Origin of the sequence: Burkholderia cepacia GG4, from assembly GCF_000292915.1 — a bacterium.
Taxonomy (GTDB): domain Bacteria; phylum Pseudomonadota; class Gammaproteobacteria; order Burkholderiales; family Burkholderiaceae; genus Burkholderia; species Burkholderia cepacia_D.
In genome coordinates, this window is the sequence record NC_018514.1 from 2,192,986 (window position 1) to 2,210,584 (window position 17,599).

General features: G+C 69.0%; 16 protein-coding genes. 6 read left to right on the forward strand and 10 right to left on the reverse strand.

The window, feature by feature from the left end:
* Positions 1-14 precede the first annotated feature (14 nt).
* Positions 15-467 carry a hypothetical protein gene (locus tag GEM_RS25440; protein WP_014900289.1) on the reverse strand — a complete coding sequence of 151 codons (453 nt, stop codon included), beginning with the start codon at positions 465-467 and terminating at the stop codon, positions 15-17.
* A gap of 306 nt (positions 468-773) precedes the next feature.
* Between GEM_RS25440 and GEM_RS25445 the strand changes: the two genes are divergently transcribed.
* Together GEM_RS25445 and GEM_RS25450 are read left to right on the forward strand one after the other, a co-directional pair.
* Positions 774-1,421 (forward strand): response regulator transcription factor, encoded by a 648-nt coding sequence (locus GEM_RS25445; RefSeq protein ID WP_014900290.1) that lies wholly within the window; start codon positions 774-776, stop codon positions 1,419-1,421.
* Positions 1,418-3,223 carry a sensor histidine kinase gene (locus GEM_RS25450; RefSeq protein ID WP_014900291.1) on the forward strand — a complete coding sequence of 602 codons (1,806 nt, stop codon included), beginning with the start codon at positions 1,418-1,420 and terminating at the stop codon, positions 3,221-3,223. The genes GEM_RS25445 and GEM_RS25450 overlap by 4 nt, the downstream gene beginning before the upstream one ends.
* 39 nt (positions 3,224-3,262) lie before the next feature.
* On the opposite strand, the gene GEM_RS25455 is transcribed toward GEM_RS25450, so the two are convergent.
* The 4 genes from GEM_RS25455 to GEM_RS25470 all read right to left on the reverse strand — a co-directional run bounded on the left by GEM_RS25455 (position 3,263) and on the right by GEM_RS25470 (position 6,380).
* A complete protein-coding gene (locus GEM_RS25455) occupies positions 3,263-3,562 on the reverse strand; it encodes a type II toxin-antitoxin system RelE/ParE family toxin (protein ID WP_041490826.1) in 300 nt (99 codons plus the stop codon).
* A complete protein-coding gene (locus GEM_RS25460; protein ID WP_014900293.1) occupies positions 3,559-3,834 on the reverse strand; it encodes a YlcI/YnfO family protein in 276 nt (91 codons plus the stop codon). Before GEM_RS25460 ends, GEM_RS25455 begins: the two co-directional genes overlap by 4 nt.
* Before the next feature lie 96 nt (positions 3,835-3,930).
* Entirely contained in the window at positions 3,931-5,241 is a 1,311-nt protein-coding gene (locus GEM_RS25465; RefSeq protein WP_014900294.1) for an MFS transporter, read from the reverse strand.
* 113 nt (positions 5,242-5,354) lie between these two features.
* Entirely contained in the window at positions 5,355-6,380 is a 1,026-nt protein-coding gene (locus tag GEM_RS25470; protein ID WP_014900295.1) for an ABC transporter substrate-binding protein, read from the reverse strand.
* A 237-nt stretch (positions 6,381-6,617) separates the two neighbouring features.
* On the opposite strand from GEM_RS25470, the gene GEM_RS25475 reads away from it, so the two are divergent.
* Both GEM_RS25475 and GEM_RS25480 read left to right on the forward strand, forming a co-directional pair.
* A complete protein-coding gene (locus GEM_RS25475) occupies positions 6,618-7,283 on the forward strand; it encodes a response regulator transcription factor (RefSeq protein WP_014900297.1) in 666 nt (221 codons plus the stop codon).
* Entirely contained in the window at positions 7,270-8,691 is a 1,422-nt protein-coding gene (locus GEM_RS25480) for a sensor histidine kinase (protein WP_014900298.1), read from the forward strand. The genes GEM_RS25475 and GEM_RS25480 overlap by 14 nt, the downstream gene beginning before the upstream one ends.
* A 53-nt stretch (positions 8,692-8,744) precedes the next feature.
* On the opposite strand, the gene GEM_RS25485 is transcribed toward GEM_RS25480, so the two are convergent.
* Positions 8,745-9,200 carry a hypothetical protein gene (locus GEM_RS25485; protein ID WP_014900299.1) on the reverse strand — a complete coding sequence of 152 codons (456 nt, stop codon included), beginning with the start codon at positions 9,198-9,200 and terminating at the stop codon, positions 8,745-8,747.
* A gap of 77 nt (positions 9,201-9,277) precedes the next feature.
* The gene (locus GEM_RS25490; protein WP_006479718.1) at positions 9,278-9,709 is read right to left on the reverse strand and encodes an Lrp/AsnC family transcriptional regulator; all 432 of its coding nucleotides are present in this window, start codon (positions 9,707-9,709) and stop codon (positions 9,278-9,280) included.
* A 296-nt stretch (positions 9,710-10,005) separates the two neighbouring features.
* On the opposite strand from GEM_RS25490, the gene GEM_RS25495 reads away from it, so the two are divergent.
* Positions 10,006-11,085, forward strand: a complete 1,080-nt coding sequence (locus GEM_RS25495; protein WP_014900300.1) for an ornithine cyclodeaminase — start codon at positions 10,006-10,008, stop codon at positions 11,083-11,085.
* A 58-nt stretch (positions 11,086-11,143) separates the two neighbouring features.
* Positions 11,144-12,088, forward strand: coding sequence for a citrulline utilization hydrolase CtlX (ctlX, locus tag GEM_RS25500; RefSeq protein ID WP_014900301.1), 945 nt, complete (start codon positions 11,144-11,146; stop codon positions 12,086-12,088).
* A gap of 131 nt (positions 12,089-12,219) precedes the next feature.
* Here ctlX and GEM_RS25505 read toward each other — a convergent pair whose 3' ends face one another.
* Genes GEM_RS25505 through GEM_RS25515 form a run of 3 tightly spaced genes read right to left on the reverse strand, consistent with a single transcriptional unit; the run spans position 12,220 to position 17,419 of the window.
* Positions 12,220-14,973, reverse strand: a complete 2,754-nt coding sequence (locus GEM_RS25505) for an Hsp70 family protein (RefSeq protein ID WP_014900302.1) — start codon at positions 14,971-14,973, stop codon at positions 12,220-12,222.
* Positions 14,974-14,978: 5 nt separating this feature from the next.
* A complete protein-coding gene (locus tag GEM_RS25510; RefSeq protein ID WP_014900303.1) occupies positions 14,979-16,820 on the reverse strand; it encodes an Hsp70 family protein in 1,842 nt (613 codons plus the stop codon).
* Positions 16,817-17,419 (reverse strand): DUF2760 domain-containing protein, encoded by a 603-nt coding sequence (locus tag GEM_RS25515; RefSeq protein ID WP_014900304.1) that lies wholly within the window; start codon positions 17,417-17,419, stop codon positions 16,817-16,819. Before GEM_RS25515 ends, GEM_RS25510 begins: the two co-directional genes overlap by 4 nt.
* Positions 17,420-17,599: the final 180 nt, after the last annotated feature.

Here is a 17,599-nt window from a genome sequence, read left to right on the forward strand (position 1 = left end):
GCCGGCCGGCGACGTCAGTCGAACTCGAACTGCCGCGCATCGGCCTCGAGCGGCGCATCGTGGTAGCCCACCGTCGCGATCTCGAGGAGATAGCGCGCGAGAAACTCGCCGATCGATCCGGCCGCTTCATACTGGTGCACATGGCGGAACTCGTGCGTGAGCAGACGCCGCGTGTCGTGGCCGCGCAGCACGAACACCGCATGGCCGAGCGTGAGGCCGATCGTCCCGGGCGACAGCAGCCCCGTGTCGCGCGCGATCGCGCCCAACGCAGGCGTGTCGGGGAACGGCAGCCGGTCGGCAATCACGAGACGGATCCGCTCCGGCTGCGCGACGCCCACGGCACGTGCATCGTCGGCCTGCGCCGGCGTCAGCGGCACGCCGTTCGCAAGCCCGTTCGCCGCCTGCGTGTCGGCCCAGGCGACGGCGTCGGGCAGCGCGGACGGCAGTATCTCGGCGAGATCGATCATCGTGGAGACTCCTCGGATGGCACGGGTCAATCGGGCACCAGTTTATCTCTGAATCAGGCCCGTTCGTGAGGCGTCGCCCCCTCCCGCCGGCGGCAACGTCCCGGGGAACACCCACCCCATCTGACCCTGTCGCCTGTACCATTTCATGCTGATCATTTCGATGCAAGACACATTCCATTCCCGGATGTCTCAAAAATTTCCCGCAGGTGCACCATTTCCGGCTTCGGCGGAATATATTGCTCAGAAGAACAGCCGCGGCGACAACCGGCAGCGCAGTCCGCGGCGTCATCCCGAAGAGGACGCTAGATGATCAGGGTAATTCTGGCTGACGATCACGCAGTCATGCGGGACGGACTGCGTCACATCCTGGAAACGGCCGGCGGCTTCGAAATCGTCGGCGAGGCGAGCGACGGCGCGGCCACGCTCGCGCTGGCGGAACGCGGCACCGCCGACGTGCTGCTGCTCGACCTGTCGATGCCCGCGCCGACCGGCATCGAGCTGATCCGGCTCGTCAAGACGCATGCGCCGTCGCTGCGCACGCTCGTGCTGACGATGCACGCGGAAACGCAGTACGCGGCGCGCGCGTTCAAGGCCGGCGCGACCGGCTATCTGACCAAGGACAGCGCGACCGCCGAACTCGTCGAGGCGGTCGGCAAGGTCGCGGCGGGTGGCGTCTACGTGAGCCCGTCGGCGGCCGAGAGCCTGGCGCGCACGCTGCGCGCCCCCGCCGACCTGCTGCCGCACGAACGGCTGTCCGCGCGTGAGCTCGACGTGATGCGCCGCATCGTCGCCGGCCAGACGGTCACGCGGATCGCGTCGGAACTCACGCTCAGCGCGAAGACGGTCAGCACCTACAAGACGCGGATCCTAGAGAAGATGGCGTTGCCGCACGAAGCCGCGCTGGTTCGCTATGCGGTGCGGCACGATCTCGACCTCGGTGGCGACGACGCATGACGACCGCATCCCGCTTCCGCCCCGCTGCCGACGACGCGCACAACGCGCAGGACCCGCAGGACCCGTCACGCCTGTTCATGTCGTCGCTGCCGCCGGGCCGGCCCGAGCGGCGGCTCGCGATCGCGACGGTGATCGTGTCGGCGCTGATCTTCGCCGCGCTCGCGCCGTTCGCGGGCGTGCAGCTGGCCCAGGCGCAGGCATTCATCCCCGTGTACCAGTCGGCGATCGTCGTCAACGACATGGTGACGGCCGGCCTGCTGCTCGGCCAGTACGCGATCCTGCGCGAGAAATCGCTGCTCGCGCTCGCGGGCGGCTACCTGTTCACGGGCTTCATGGCCGGCACCCACATGCTGACCTTTCCCGGGCTGTTCACGCCGACCGGTCTGCTCGGCGCGGGCGAACAGACCACCGCATGGCTCTATCTGTTCTGGCACGGCGGCTTTCCGCTGGCGGTCGCCGCATACGTGCTGCTGCGCGTGACGCCGCGCGCCCGGCCGCCGGCGCTTGCGCAGCGCCGCGCGGCGATTCCGATCCTGCTGTGCATCGTCGTGGCCGCCGGCGCGACCGTCGCGCTCGCGCTGCTCGCGACCACCGGCCACGACCTGCTGCCACGCATCATGAACGGCAACCGGATGGCGTCGACGATGACGAACGCGATCACGACCGTCTGGACGCTGAACCTCGCCGCGCTCGTGCTGATGTGGCGGCTGCGGCGGCGCCATTCCGTGCTCGACCTGTGGGTGATGATCGTGCTCGTCGCCTGGCTGTTCGACATCGCGCTGTCGGCGATGCTGAATCACGGCCGCTTCGACCTGGGCTTCTACGCGGGACGCACGTACGGCCTCGTCGCGTCGGGCGTCGTGCTGTTCGCGCTGCTGTTCGAGAACGGCCGGCTGCATGCGCAGACGGTGCGCGCGCTGGCCGGTGCGCGTTATCAGCATCTGCTCGTCGTGCAGAAGAGCGCGCAGCTCAACGAGGCAAACGAACGGCTCGAGCAGCGTGTCGCGGCCCGCACCGCCCAGTTGAGCGCGTCGAACCGCGACCTGCGGCGCGAAGTCGAGGAGCGCGTGCGCGCGGAGCGGGCGCTGCAGAAGTCGCGCGAGGAGCTGCGCGAGATCGCGGCGATCAGCGCGACCGCGCGCGAGGCCGAACAGCGCCGCATCGCGCGCGAACTGCACGACGAGCTCGCGCAGATGCTCGCGGCGCTGAAGAACGATCTCGAATGGCTGCTCGACCACGTGCCGCAGGACGACGCGCCGCTTGCGCGCAAGATCGCGGCGATGCATGCGCTCGCGCGCGGCGCGGTGACGGCCACGCGACGCATCGCGTCCGACCTGCGTCCGCTGATGCTCGACGATCTCGGGTTCGCGGCCGCGATGCAATGGCTCGTGGACGATTTCCGGCACCGTCACGGCATGGCGTGCGCGCTGCGCGTCGAGCCGGCCGAGCTGCAGCTCGACGAACCGTATGCGACGGCCGTGTTCCGCATCGCGCAGGAAGCGCTCGCGAACGTCGCGCGGCATGCGGCCGCGTCGAGCGCGACCGTGGATCTGTCGTACCGGGACGAAGCGATCGCGCTGAGGATCCATGACGACGGCGCGGGCTTCGATCCCGGTGCGCCGCGCAAGTCGGGATCGTTCGGGCTGGTGGGCCTGCGCGAGCGCGCGTACCTGGTCGGCGGCACGCTACGGATCGATACGACGCTCGGCGAAGGGACCACGGTGGAGGTGGAGATTCCGTTGTCGTCCGCGCATGTCGCGATTGCGCATGACGGACGGGGGGCGTCGGGGGCTGACAGGTAAAGCGGTTCAAGCAGCAGCGGCGGAATGCCGCTGCGGGAATCAGAGGAAGTCGTCTCCCCGCTGATCCCGAACGGCGAGGATCGTGACTTGTTCTGCACTTTCGATCTCGAACAACGAGACGTAGCCTGACGTACCGAAGGAAACGATCAGTTCGCGCAGGAACGGATTGCCCTCATCGATCTTGCGGCAGGAAAACGGAAACCATCGCAACATGGCCACGCCTCGTTCGATTGCTTCCAACGCCCTCGCTGCCGCTTCCTCATCACGGTCGAGCAGATATCGATACAGTCGCACCAAGTCTTCGCGCGCCGCGCGCGTATATCGGACCTGATAGCTCAATCGGCCGCCTTCTTCGAACGAGCCGCTTTCAGCATGCGCTCGAGCTCGCGCTGAACATCCGCGGCATCGACGTATGCGCCCGTTCGCCGCGCCTCGTCACGCGACGCCAAACCTCGCGCGACGAATTCGCGCTGCAGGCGTCGCCGAGCAATGCCATCGCGCAACGCCGCCTCCATGAACGCAGACAGCGTCTCGTTTTCCGCCAGGACCGATTCCGCTTCCTCACGCAACTGCGGATCGACGCGCAGCGCGGGCATCGTGGCCGTTTTCATTGCACCCTCCATGCATTACATATGTAATGCATGGAGGGTGCATCGCCCACATCGACAGCAGGCGGCCGTTCGTTATAGCCGGGCCGTCAAGAGCGCTCACGCCCGCGCCGCGACCATCCCCCGCTCCGAGCGCGTCCACGCGACCAGCGCGCCGATCCCGAGCAACGCGAGGCACACGATCGGCACGATCATCGGCCCGAACGCGGTGCCCGTCACCTTGCCCGCGAACGGCATCAGGTTCTGGCTGAAGAAGCCGCCGAGGTTGCCGATCGAATTGATCGCCGCGACGCTCGCTGCCGCCCGCGCGCCGGTGAAGTAGCGCGGCGGCATCGACCAGAAGCACGGATACAGCAGCGGGATGCACGCGCCGCCGAGCACGAGCGCAATGAAGCGCAGCGGCGTCGACGGCAGCACGAGGCTCAGCAGGAAGCCGAGCGCGCCGAGCGCCGCGACGATCGCGATCGTGCGCAGGATGCTCTTCGCGCGGCGCAGCTTCGACGGCAGCCACACCAGCAGCAGCACCGCGAGCGCCCACGGCAGCATGCTCAGGAGTCCGTTCATGCTGCTCGACACACCGAACGATTTCACGAGCGTCGGCAGCCAGTACGTGACGCCGTACAGCGACGTCGACATCAGCATGTAGGTCGCCGCGAACAGCATCACGCGCGGATCGAGCAGCGCCTTCCACGGCTGCCCGTGCTCGGCCTGCGCGGGCTTCTCGCGTTCGAGCGCGGCCGCGACGATCTGCTTCTCGCGTTCGTCGAGGAAGGGTGCATCGCGGAACGATGCCGGCAGCACGCGGAACACGACGATCGCGACGATCACGGCCGGAATGCCCGTCGCCACGAACACCCACTGCCAGCCCGCGAGCCCCCACACGCCGTTCAGGCTCAGCAGCACGCCGCCGACCAGCGAGCCGAGCATGTTCGCGAGCGCGCTGCCGAGCGTGAAGATGCCGAGCACCTTCGCGCGGTAGCTCTGCGGGAACCACAGCGTCAAGTAATAGATCACGCCCGGATAGAAGCCGGCCTCGGCGATCCCGAGCAGGAAGCGCAGCGAGCAGAACGCGGGCATCGACGTCGTGAAGCCCATCAGCACGGTGATGAGACCCCACGTCAGCATGATCCGCGCGAGCCACACGCGTGCGCCGTAGCGATGCAGCGCGAGCGTGCTCGGCACCTCGAACAGCAGGTAGCCGATGAAGAACAGCGACGACGCGAGACCGAACGCGGCCTCGGTCATCCCGAGGCTGTGCACCATCTGCAGTTTCGCGAAACCGACGTTCTGCCGGTCGATGAATGCGATCAGGAACATCACGACGAGGATGGGCAGCAGGCGCCGCGCCATCTTCGACATGATGCGCTGCTCTTCGGCGGACGCGGGGTCCAGGGTTTCGGTAGCGTTCACTACGGGCTCCTCCGTGAATCGGTTGCTTGTCGGTTGAATCGGCGCCACGCGCAACGAATGCGCGGGCGCGGTGGGGTTCGATGAAATCGGGGTCCGGCGACGGACGGCGGCGCTCAGCCCGTCCGGTAGTCGTCGAGCATCGGCGCGAACATCTCGTGCCACGCGCGCGGCTTCGCCTTGATCGTGCCGGCGAGGTACAGGAATTCGACGTAGTCCATCAGCTGGTTCGGCCGCACCGAGAACCGCGTGTCCGGCGCGGCGAGCATCTGCATCACGTCGTCGTGCGACACGCCGACCCCCGACGACGACGCATACAGCGCGGCCGCCGCGCGCGGGTCCTGCGCGATCAGGCGGTTCGCTTCGTCGAGCGCGCCGAGAAACGCCGTGGCCAGCGCAGGCTCCGCGTCGACGAGCCGCTTCGGCGCGAACACCACGTCGAGCGTCATCGGGCCGAGCACGTCCACCGAATTCACGACGCGATGAATGCCCGGCTGCCGCAATTCGAGCGTCGAGAACGGCGGCGACGTGAAGTGTGCGGTGACGCCGTTCTCGCGGCGGATCAGCGCCTGCATCGCCTGCGGATGCGGCAGGTTCACGGTGATCGAGTCGAGCTGCGCGAAATGCTTCGCGCCGAGCTGCCGGCTCGCGACCATCTGCAACACGACCGCCGACAGCGATGTGCGGATGCCCGGCACCGCGATCCGGTCGGACGGCGTGAAGTCGCGCAGCGATATGAGGCCCGGACGGTTCGCATTGAGCGACAGCGACGTGGTCGACAGCCCGCTGATGCCGATCACCTCGACGTTCGGAATCCCGCGCGCCCGCGCCCACAGCTCGATGAAACCCGGCGCGCCGGCGCCCGCGAAGTCGAGCGTGCCGGCCATCATCGCGTCGTTGACGGAATTGCCGCCGTCGAGCAGCACCCAGTCGACCGCGACGTCGCGCAGGCCGTGCCGCGCCGCGTGCCGCTCGAACAGGCGCTGCTTCTCCATCACGAGCAGCGGCAGGTACAGCACGCCATAGCCTTTCGAGATCCGCACGGTGCGCGGCTTCGCGCGCACCAGCGACCGCGCCCCGAGCACGCCCAGTGCACCGAGGCCGGCGGCGAGCAACGCGCGGCGGCGCGACGACGTCGTCATGCGCGCGCCTCCGCGCAGCAGGCGGCGGGCGGCAACGCGGCAGCCGGCGGCGCGCGTCTGCGCACCGTCGGCCGCGCCTGCGTCGTGCCCGTGACATGCTGCATGTTGTCGTCTCCTCTGGTATTAATGCCGTCGTCGCTTGTTCCGGCTGGACACAGGTTATCGAGCGAGTCTGAGAAAATGCTGACATCCCGGCCTCGGGAAAACCCCTAAACCCATCTACCTGCAAACGGCACCATGCGCATTCTCGTGGTTGAGGACGATGCCGAAATCGGCGCGGCGATCCGTAGCCGCCTCGCGCGGCTCGGCCACGCCGTCGATCTCGAAACCGACGGCTCGACCGCGAACAGCCTGCTGCGCGTCGAGCGCTTCGATCTGGTCGTGCTCGATGCGAACCTGCCCGGGCTCGACGGCTTCACGGTATTGCGCCACCTGCGCGCGTCGGGCAGCACGACGCCGGTACTGCTCGTCACTGCGCGCTCGGCGATCGACGACCGCGTGAGCGGCCTCGGCCTCGGCGCCGACGACTATCTGGTGAAGCCGTTCGACTATCGCGAGCTTGACGCGCGCGTGCAGGCGCTGCTGCGCCGCAACAGCGGCCATGCGAACGACGTGCTGACGCTCGGCGGCCTCGTGATCGACCGCAGCAGCCGTCTCGCGGAACTCGACGGCCAGCCGCTGTCGCTGTCGCGCCAGGAGTTCGCGCTGCTCGAGATTCTCGCCAGCCGCCCGCAGCGGATCTTCTCGAAGGACGAGCTGCTGAACCAGCTGTTCAGCTTCGGCAACGAGCCGACCGCGAACGCCGTCGAGCAATACGTGACGCGCGTGCGCAAGAAGCTGCAGGGCAGCTCGGTCGAGATCCGCACCGCGCGCGGGATGGGGTATCAGATTGCCGCGCATTGACTGGTTCCCGAAGACGCTGTTCGGGCGCACGCTGCTGTTCATCGCGCTCGTCGTCGCGACCGGCGCGCTCGCGCTGGCGATCATCGCGCGCTACTACGCGGGCGTCGCGGCCGAACGCGCCTATGACCAGCTGCTCGCCGGCGCGTCGATCCAGGTCGCGGAGAACCTGTACGTGCAGGGCGGCGTGCTCGCGCTGAACCCGCCGGTGGCCGCGCTGTCGACGCTGTCGCGCTACGACCTCGTCTACTACAAGGTCGTCGATTCGCGCGGCGTGGTGGTGGCCGGCTACAACGATCTCGCGAGCCCCGCGACGCTCGCCGCCGCGAAACAGGGCCCCGCGTTCGCGAACGCCGTCTACCAGGGGCACCGGATCCGAACCGCGACCATCGCGCGCTACATGCCCGAGGAAAGCACGCCGGGCTGGGCGCTCGTCACGGTTGCGCAGACAACCAATGCGCGGCAGCAGCTGACCAACGACATGAGCATCAAGGTGTGGACACTGATCCTGCTGATGAGCGTGCTCGCGATCGGTGCGAGCGGCCTCGCGATCCGGCGCGGGCTACGCCCGCTCGCGCAGATCGGCGCGATCATCGCGGCGCGCGACCCGGCCGACCTGCGGCCGGTGGCCGTCGATACGCCGAGCGAGATCGATGCGATCATCGGATCGATCAACGGGCTGATGCATCGCCTGGCCGAGCGCATCAACGCGATGCAGCGCTTCATCGCCGACGCCGCGCACCAGATGCGCACGCCGCTCGCGCGGCTCGACGCGCAGATCGAACTGCTCGACGGCGAAGCCGATCCCGCGCGTCATGCGGCACGCCTCGATGCATTGCGCGCGACCTGCTCGGATGTCGGGCGGCTCACGGGGCAGTTGCTCAATCATGCGATGGTGATCCATCGCACCGAGGCCGTGCCGCTGCAACCGGTCGAGCTCGTCGCGCTCGCGAAGAACGTGCTCGGCCGCGCGATTCCGCTCGCGGACGAGCGCGACGTGGCCGTCGCGTTCGCGAGCGACGCGCCGCATGCGTGGATCGACGGCGATGCGATCAGCCTGCAGGAGGCGCTGTCGAACGTGCTGCACAACGCGCTGCTGCATGGTCATGCGGACGATATCGTCGTATCGGTCGCTACGGCGGGCCATGCGGATGATGCGGTGACGCTGACCGTCACCGACAACGGGCGCGGGATTCCACGCGAGCATTGGGATGCGGCGTTGCAGCCGTTCGTGCGGATCGCGCCGGATGGCAGCGAGCGCCGCACGGGGTCGGGGCTCGGGCTCGCGATCGTGCAGGAAGTGATGAAGGCGCACGGCGGGCGCGTCGGGTTCGCGTTTCCCGATGCGGGCGGGTTTGCGGTGGTGTTGACGTTTCCGCGGGCGGCGACGACGCACGCGGACAAAGCTTAGGCTACCGGAGTATTTGACATACGGCCGTTCGAACGCCAACGGGCGACCGATGCTCAGTCGTCGCTGCCGCTGTCACGATCGTCGTCGGCATTGCGCGCAGCATGTCGCGCCACCAGCCGGGCCAGTTCGTCATACTGGCGGTCGCAAAACAACCGGCACAACACGTCGACGTCGACGCGTGTCCTGACGTCGATCGTCGCGACGTGCTGCTCCAGCTTTCCCTTGCCGATGCCGAACCGTCCCTTCTTCGTCCGCATGGAAACGGCATTCAACTGAAACCCGTCCGAATGCGCATCGCTCAGCGCACTGATCCACCATTCGCGCCGATCGCCGGCATGCTGCAGCACAAGCGCAGGCAACGGGCCGTCCTGCAATTCGTTCCCCTCGGCATGCTGCGCGATCCACGGGAATGCATCGAATGCCTGCGTAAGCGACGGGTAATCCGTCGCGCCTTGTGGGTCCCGCTGTTCGAAGTCGTAGCCGACTTTCTGAATGGAATCGGTCAACATGGCGCGGCGCCCTCGTGGCGTTCGATGTCTGGAGAACGTCAACCTGCCCTGAGTTTCGGCACGCCAAGTACTTTTCGTCACGCCTTGTGCGTCGACAACAAAATACTCGTCTCCGTATTCGCGATGCCGTCGATCAACCGGATCGCGCCGAGCACGCGATCGAAGTGCTCGAGCGAATCGGCATGCAGCTCGGCGACCAGATCCCAGCGCCCGTTCGTGCTGTGGATCGACGCGACGTTCGGATGCCCGCGCAGCACCTTCACCACTTCCGCGCCGCGATTGCCCTGCACCGCGATCGACATCAGCGCGCGGATCCGGTGCCGCTCGGCCGCCGGCTTGAGCCGCACCGTATAGCCGACGATCACGCCGTTCTTCTCCAGCCGCGTCAGCCGGTTCTGCACCGTCGCGCGCGCGACGCGCAACTCCTTCGCGAGGGCGACGACGGGCAGCCGTGCGTTGTCGCGCAGCAGCGCGATGAGCTGCCGGTCGACGTCGTCGAGCGTAATCATGAACGGACCTTCCTGTTGAACGTGAGCCGGCCGCCAGCGTGCCGGACCGCATGCATTCCGACTAGTACGTATCGTACAAACTGCCGGAATCGGCCAGCAATTTGACAAGTCTATCGATAAATCTGCCACTTTTGCCGTCTTTTTGTTGGCTCGACTCCCGGAAATAATGACTCCATCGACCGGCCGCATCCGCCGCGACACCGCTTTTCATGGAGCCGGGGCCCGGGCCGAAGCGCCCGCCCCGGTCGACCAGAACGCCAGGACACCCGTCCCGGCAAAAAAATGGAGACAGACCGATGACTCGCTTCCTCGACGTACCCGCTACCGCCCGACTGATCGCCAAGACCGGCGTCACGCCGTTCCTGCGTGAGCTCGTCGACACGCTGCGCGCCGATTACCTGCACTGGGCCGACTTCGACAAGTCGCCGCGCATCGCCTGCCACTCGCGCGACGGCGTGATCGAGCTGATGCCCGTCGCGAACGCATCGCTGTTCGCGTTCAAGTACGTGAACGGCCACCCAGTCAACGCCGCACGCGGGATGCACACGGTGATGGCCTTCGGCGCACTCGCCGAAGTCGACACCGGCTACCCGCTGCTGCTCGCCGAACTCACGCTGACCACCGCGCTGCGCACGGCCGCGACGTCGGTGCTGGCCGCACAGGCGCTCGCGCGCCCCGACTCGCGCACGATGGCGCTGATCGGCAACGGCGCGCAGAGCGAATTCCAGGCGATCGCGTTCCACACGCTGCTCGGTATCGAGGAGATCCGCGTGTTCGACGTCGATCCGCACGCGACCGACAAGCTCGTGCAGAACCTCGCCGCCTATCCGGCACTGCGCGTCGTGCGCGCCGCATCGACCGCCGACGCCGTGCGCGGCGCCGACATCGTGACGACCGTCACCGCCGACAAGGCGTACGCGACGATCGTCACGGCCGACATGATCGAGCCCGGCATGCACCTGAACGCGGTCGGCGGCGATTGCCCCGGCAAGACCGAGCTCGAAGCGGGCGTGCTGCACGCGGGCCGCGTGTTTGTCGAATTCGAGCCGCAGTCGCGCATCGAGGGCGAGATCCAGCAAATGCCGGCCGATTTCCCGGTGACCGAGCTGTGGCGCGTGCTGCAGGGCGAGACGACCGGCCGCGAACGCGCGGACGAAGTCACGGTGTTCGATTCGGTCGGTTTCGCGCTCGAGGACTACTCGGCGCTGCGCTACCTGTACGCGCTCGCTCAGCAGCACAACGCGGGCGTCGAGATCGCGCTGATTCCGCCGGCCGTCGATCCGAAGAACCTGTTCGCGCTGATCGACGATCCGTCTGCGATCGCGCAGGGTCACGCGGCGTTCGTGACCGAAGCCGTCGCCGCATTCGCGCGCTGATCGTCATCGCGGGCGGCGTGCGCGCCGCCCGGTTCCCCGCCTCTCGCCTTTACCATCCATGAATCTCGTATCGATCCAGGCGCCGGCCGCCGTCGTGATGATCCGGCCGCACCACTTCCTGCCGAACCCGCAGACCGCGGCCGACAACGCCTTCCAGCGCACGGCCGCCGGCGGCGCGAACGACACGCCGTCGGTGTCGGCCGCCGCGCGCGACGAAGTCACCGCCGCCGCGCAGACGCTCGCGGACGCAGGCGTGCGCGTGCATGTGTTCGACGATCACGGCGAGCGCGACACGCCCGACTCGGTGTTCCCGAACAACTGGTTCTCGACGCATCCGGGCGGACACATCGCGCTGTATCCGATGTATAGCCCGAACCGACGCCGCGAGCGGCGCGCGGACATCGTCGAGATGCTGAAGGCCGAATACCGCGTGCAGGACGTGATCGACTACTCGGGGCTCGAATACGACGACGTGTTCCTGGAAGGCACCGGCGCGATGGTGCTCGACCATGTCGCGCGGATCGCGTACACCGCGCGTTCGCGCCGCGCCGATCCGGTCGCGCTCGAGCGCTTCTGCACGAACTTCAACTTCGAGCCGATCTGCTTCGACACGGCCGACGCCAACGGGAACCCGATCTATCACACGAACGTGATGATGAGCGTCGCCACCGAGTTCGCGATGGTCGGCCTCGACCTGATCGCCGACCGCCGGCGCCGCGACGAGATCGCGCAACGCCTGGCCGAGACCGGGCGCACCGTGATCGCGCTCGATCACGCGCAGATCGCGAACTTCGCGGGCAATACGCTGGAACTGTCGGGCCAGGACGGGCGCGTGCTCGCACTGTCGCGGCACGCCTTCGACTGTCTCACCGACGACCAGCGCGGGACGATCGAGCGCTCCGCGCGGCTGCTGCCGCTCGACGTGCCGACGATCGAACTGGCCGGCGGATCGGTGCGCTGCATGCTCGCGGGCATTCACCTCGCGCGGCGGCACATGACGTGAAGGAAATCGAATCGGCGGAACGGCGCCGCGAACCGCTGTCGCACGCCTGAGAGACCTACCGCGGCGGAAGCTCCGACGCAACCGGACAATGCTTCGATCTGCACACCAGATCGAAGCATCCCGCCTTTCAATCAACCTGCCAGCAGCTTCAACCCGGCCGGCAGCGTCTCGCCGAACACGCGCGCCGTGTCGGCTTCGTCGAACGCAATCGCTTCGCGCACCATGTCGATCCACGCTGCCGACGCATTCGCGGCCGACAGGCGCTTGATCACCGCCTCACGCGTCTCGTCCGGCAGATCGCGCTCGCGGTCGCCGGTCATTCGCGCGATTTGCGCGACGGCGAAGGCGGCGGGTTCGACATGCTTCCAGTCGAGCGCGAACAGCGCATCGAGCCAGCGATTCGCGACGTCGGCCGGCACGACACTGTGCGCGCTGCCGTAGAACGGCCGGCGCGCACCGATCCGCCCGAGCGCCCACGCGCACAGCGTGCGCTCTGCCGGCTTCTGCAATTGCACGATCAACCGCTCGGCCAGTTCCACCTTGCGCCCGACAGGCAGTCGTTCAAGCGACGCGGACAAGCGTGTCATGTCGGCAGGGCCGACCTTGGCCGGGTCGAACGGCAGCTTGCGACGCTTGTCGTCGGAGGGCTCGAGGAACGCGATCGCGTCGCGCACCTGCGTCTGCGCGTCGTCGTCGAGGCCGCCGGCCACGCGCCGCCACAGCGTCCACCACTCGGACCATACCTGCGCGTCGTTCACGTACTGGATCCCGTCGTCGAACAGCGGCCACAGCTGCTCGATGCGCCAGGCATCGAGCGGATGGCCGAAGCCCGGGCGCAGGCAGTAGCCCGCGAGGTTCAGCCATGCGCGTTCGTGATCGGCCGAACGCCGCCGGCGACGCGCCCGCGCGAGCAACGCGTCGAACAGTTCGCGCGCGAGTGCAACGTCCCACTCGTCGCGCGGACCGAGCACCTGCTCAAGTTGCGCGCGCAACCGTCGCGTGGCCTTCGGCGTGACGTCCGCGGCCTTGCTGCCGAACGAGCGGTCGATCAACTCGATCGCGTGATCGAGACGCGGATGGCGCGCGAGCGTGGCATCGTCGCCCTGCGCGGGCGCATCGCCGCGCAACTGGAATTCGAGCCGCCAGCGCCGCGCTGCATCGTCGGTTGCGATGCAGTGCATTTCGAGCGTGCCGACCTCGGTCAGCGACGCGGTGAGTTTCACCGGCGTTTCGCGCGCGTCGCCGCCGGCCTGCCGATCGACGACCGTCGCGATCGGCGGCAGCCGCACGAAGTCGCCACCGTCCAGTTCGACCAGATCGCCGGGCTGGTATGCGGTTTCGGCCACCGTCGACACGAGGTGGAAACGCACCGGCTGGCCGAGCTGCAGCGCGAACGTGCGTTCCTCGAGCCGGATCTCGCGGCCTTCTTCCGAACCGCGCGGCAGCAGGCAGACACCGCGTGCCGCTGCATCGCCGCCATCGTCGAGCACGAGGAAATAACTGCGCGCGGAGCCGCCGCCGATGCGCGGCGCATGCCCTGCCCGCGCAAGGCCGTAGGCCACCGCGCCGCGCGCGACCGCGACGTCCGGATGCGCGTTGTGCAGCACGTCGAGCGGCGCGCCGCGCCACGCGCCGAGCGTCTGCGCGAGACGGCCGGCGAGCGCGTCCGCACGGAACACGCCGCCGTTGAGCAGCAGCGTGTCGGGCAGCGGGCCTTCCGCGTGACGGTTCAGGAACGCGGCGACGTGCCGCGTGACGGCCGGGTCACTCGCATACGGCAAGCCGAATTCGACGATCGCGGCCCGCGCACGGCGCGGCAGCTCGCCGGCCGCGACCTGCGGAAAGAACCCGTCGACGACGATCTGCTCGACTTCCTGCCGCGTCAGCTCGGCCGAGCGCGCGCCGCCGACGAGCTTGCTGCCCGCGCCGAGCAGCGTCACGGTGACGGAGGCCGGCGCGTCGTCGCCGAGCAGCCGCTCCTTCGCCGCGCGGCAGCGTTCGACGAGCTGCGACAGGCTCGCGGCCGACAGCCGCGTGCCGGGCTCGGTCAGCCGCGTCTCGACCAGGCGCGCAAGCGCGAGGTCCATGTTGTCGCCGCCGAGCATCAGGTGATTGCCGACGCCGACGCGCGTGAAGGTCGGTTCGCCGTCGTCGCCCGGCGCGACGTCGACGAGCGTGAGATCGGTCGTTCCGCCGCCGACGTCGCAGATCAGCACGCGACGCGCCGCGGCGAAGGTGTCGCGCAGCGTTGCGCGCTGGCCGTACAACCAGTCGTAGAACGCGGCCTGCGGCTCTTCCAGCAGCCGCAGCGCCGGCAGCTTCGCGCGCTTGGCTGCCTCGACCGTCAACGCGCGCGCGCCGTCATCGAACGACGCGGGCACCGTGAGGATCACGTCCTGCTTCGCGAGCGGCGCATCGGGAAAGCGTGCATCCCACGCGGCGCGCACGTGCGCGAGATAGCTCGCGCTCGCGTCGACCGGCGACACCTTGTCGACGCCGTCGGCCGCGCCCCACGGCAGGATCGCCGCGAGGCGGTCGACCGATGCGTGGGACAGCCAGCTCTTGGCGCTGGTGACGAGCCGGCCCGGTACCTGCGCACCGAGCGTGCGCGCATAGCGGCCGATCACGGCCGGCGGCGCAGCGGCGGCGGCCGCGTTCGCGTTTGCCTTCGGAGCGGCCGCCCACGGCAGGCGCAGCGCGTCCGGCGGCAGTTCGCCCGCCGCGGGGTGATAGCGCACCGACGGCAGCAGCGGCTGCGCGGCCACCGCGCCGGGGCCGACCAGCTGCTCGACGTCGAACACGCGGATCGCGTCGGAGCCGGCCTCGACGTATGCGACGACCGTGTTGCTGGTGCCGAGGTCGATGCCGACCGTATAGCGCTTCATCGCGCTCAGGCGGCGCCGCGCACGTCGAACTCGACCTTCCAGCGCTCGTCGGTGCCGCTCGGGATCGCCTCGAGTTCGAGCGTGCCGGCCTCGGTCACGCGCGCATGCAGCTTCACCGGCACGATCTCGCCGACCGTGCGCCCTTCGGCGGGCAGCGTGGCCTGGATTTCCTCGAGCTCCTGCAGCTCTTCCGGCGACCAGTAGTCGAGCAGCGTGCCGACCTGGTCCTGGCGGCGCACCGACGACCCGAAGAAGCGGAACTGCACCGGTTCACCGACGACGAGGCCGAACTCCTGCGGCGGCAGCGCCGCATCCGAGCCTTCCTCCATCCCGAACGGCGCGACGCACAGCGCCTGCACCGGCGGCTCCAGCCCCGGCACCGCGGGCATCGCCGATTCGATCGCGACGTAGTACGCACGCGCCGTGCCGCCGCGAATGCGCACGCCACGGCCGCGCTTCACGTAGCCGTAGTACGCCGCGCCGCGCGCGACCGCGAGATCGAGATCCGCGCCTTCGAGCAGGCGCGCGGCCGGCGCGCCTTCCGCTGCGAGCCAGCCGTTGAGCGTATCGAGCACGCGCTGCGTGAGCAGCGTCGACTTGAACACGCCGCCGTTGAACAGCACCGCGGTCGGATGCAGGAACGTCGCACCCTGCGGCAACGTGCGCTGCACGCCTTCGAGCGCGTCGAGCGCCGCGACCTGGCGGCCGAGGAACGCCGCGAGATGGCGCGTGATGCCCGCGTCCTGCGCATAAGGCAGGCCGAGCTGCGTCAGGCCGACGCGCGCGCGGCTCACCGGCCGCGCGGCCGCGTCGACTTGCGGGAAGAAGCCTTCGAGGATGATCTGCGTGAGTTCCGCGCGCGTGAGCTCCGTGCGGATCGAGCCGCCGATCAGCTTCGAGCCGCGGCTCGGCACGACGAGCGGCACCGCGTCGGTCGTCGGGTCGGACAGCAGCGTTTCCTTCGCCGCGCGGCACGCGTAGGTCAGCGCACGCAGTTGCCACGGATCGGCCTGCGTACCCTGCTGCGCGAGCTTGCGCGCGACCACGTGCGCGAGCGCGAGGTCCATGTTGTCGCCGCCGAGCAGGATGTGCTCGCCGACCGCCACGCGATGCAGTTCGAGATTGCCGTCGCGCTCGACCACCGCGATCAGCGACAGGTCGGTCGTGCCGCCGCCGACGTCCACGCACAGGATCAGGTCGCCGACCTGCACCTGCTTGCGCCAGCCGCCTTCGCTCTTCTGGATCCAGCTGTAGAGCGCGGCCTGCGGCTCCTCGAGCAGCGTCATCCGCGAGTAGCCGGCGGCACGGGCGGCTTCTGCCGTCAGTTCGCGCGCGGCCGGGTCGAACGATGCGGGGATCGTGACCGTCACGTCCTGGTCGGCGAACGGCGCGTCGGGGTGCGTGTGGTCCCACGCTTCGCGCAGGTGGGTCAGGTAGCGGATCGAGCTTTCCAGCGGCGACACGCGCGACACTTCGGGCGGCGCGTCGCTCGGCAGGATCGCCGCACGGCGATCGACGCCCGGGTGGCACAGCCAGCTCTTCGCGCTCGACACGAGGCGGATCGGCGTGCCCGCGCCGCGGGTGCGGGCCATTTCACCGACCGCGAAGCCGCGCGAGGCGGTCCACGGCAACGTCAGGTCGCCCTGCGTCAGCTCGCTTTCATGCGGCAGGTAGAGGAACGACGGCAGCAGGTCGCGCGACTCCAGCGCGCCGGGCGCGGTCAGCTGCGCGATCGGCAGCACCTGCTGCGTGATGGTTTCGCCGTCGCTCGCGGCGCTGTCGACGTACGACAGCGCGCAGTGGGTCGTACCGAGGTCGATACCGATCGAATAGCGCGGATCGCTCACAGTTCCACCTCCGCCGGTGCGACCACCGATGCGTCGTGGCTGCCCGTCAGCTTCGGCAGGCGCACGTCGGCCACGCGCCAGCCGCGATGGCTGACCGTGCCCGTGAACGGCGCGGCGCCGACCACATTGCCCGTCACGCGCACGGCCGTCGCGTCGAAGCCGGCCGGCAGCGTCACGCGGCTGCCTTCGGCTTCATCGCGCACCGGCACGATCGTGAAGTGCTCGCGCAGCGCGGTGCGGCAACCGTCGTGCACAAGGCGTGCGGCGGCGCCGATGTCGGCGTCCGCGTAGCCGGCGATGTCTTCCTCGACGAAATCGATGAAGCGCGCATCGCGCTGCAGCAGGCCGAGCAGTTGCAGCGCGGCTTGCGGGCTCGCTTCGCGCAGCTCGGGGGCCGGCGCCTTCACGGGCGCGGGCGCCGGGGCCGCGGCGGGGGCCGGCGCAACCGGGGCCGGAGCGGGTGCGACCGGCGCCGGTACCGGGGCGCCGTCGCGCACGCGCAGCACGCCGGCCGCGAACTCGCGATTGCCGATCACGGAAAAGAACGTGCCGACGGCCAGCGATAGCCGGCCGAAGAAGGACAGGTTGGATTCGGGCATGGGGTCTGGACTCCTGTGGGCTCGCGACACGGCGAGCATCTTGCCTGGGCGCCGGGCGGCGGCGTGCGATTGCGCACTGCCGCCGCCCGGCGCGTGATTCGGACGCACCCTCTCGGGTGCGGAAAACCCGTATTTTGCCCTGTGACGGGCGAACCGGGCAGAAGTTGGGGGACAGAACAC

Coding starts and splice junctions, on each gene's coding strand:
- GEM_RS25460 (WP_014900293.1), bottom strand. CDS start 3,834: ATGAAAACGGCCACGATGCCCGCGCTGCGCGTCGATCCGCAGTTGCGT.
- GEM_RS25490 (WP_006479718.1), bottom strand. CDS start 9,709: ATGATTACGCTCGACGACGTCGACCGGCAGCTCATCGCGCTGCTGCGC.
- GEM_RS25445 (WP_014900290.1), top strand. CDS start 774: ATGATCAGGGTAATTCTGGCTGACGATCACGCAGTCATGCGGGACGGA.
- GEM_RS25495 (WP_014900300.1), top strand. CDS start 10,006: ATGACTCGCTTCCTCGACGTACCCGCTACCGCCCGACTGATCGCCAAG.
- GEM_RS25515 (WP_014900304.1), bottom strand. CDS start 17,419: ATGCCCGAATCCAACCTGTCCTTCTTCGGCCGGCTATCGCTGGCCGTC.
- GEM_RS25505 (WP_014900302.1), bottom strand. CDS start 14,973: ATGAAGCGCTATACGGTCGGCATCGACCTCGGCACCAGCAACACGGTC.
- ctlX (WP_014900301.1), top strand. CDS start 11,144: ATGAATCTCGTATCGATCCAGGCGCCGGCCGCCGTCGTGATGATCCGG.
- GEM_RS25485 (WP_014900299.1), bottom strand. CDS start 9,200: ATGTTGACCGATTCCATTCAGAAAGTCGGCTACGACTTCGAACAGCGG.
- GEM_RS25450 (WP_014900291.1), top strand. CDS start 1,418: ATGACGACCGCATCCCGCTTCCGCCCCGCTGCCGACGACGCGCACAAC.
- GEM_RS25440 (WP_014900289.1), bottom strand. CDS start 467: ATGATCGATCTCGCCGAGATACTGCCGTCCGCGCTGCCCGACGCCGTC.
- GEM_RS25470 (WP_014900295.1), bottom strand. CDS start 6,380: ATGACGACGTCGTCGCGCCGCCGCGCGTTGCTCGCCGCCGGCCTCGGT.
- GEM_RS25475 (WP_014900297.1), top strand. CDS start 6,618: ATGCGCATTCTCGTGGTTGAGGACGATGCCGAAATCGGCGCGGCGATC.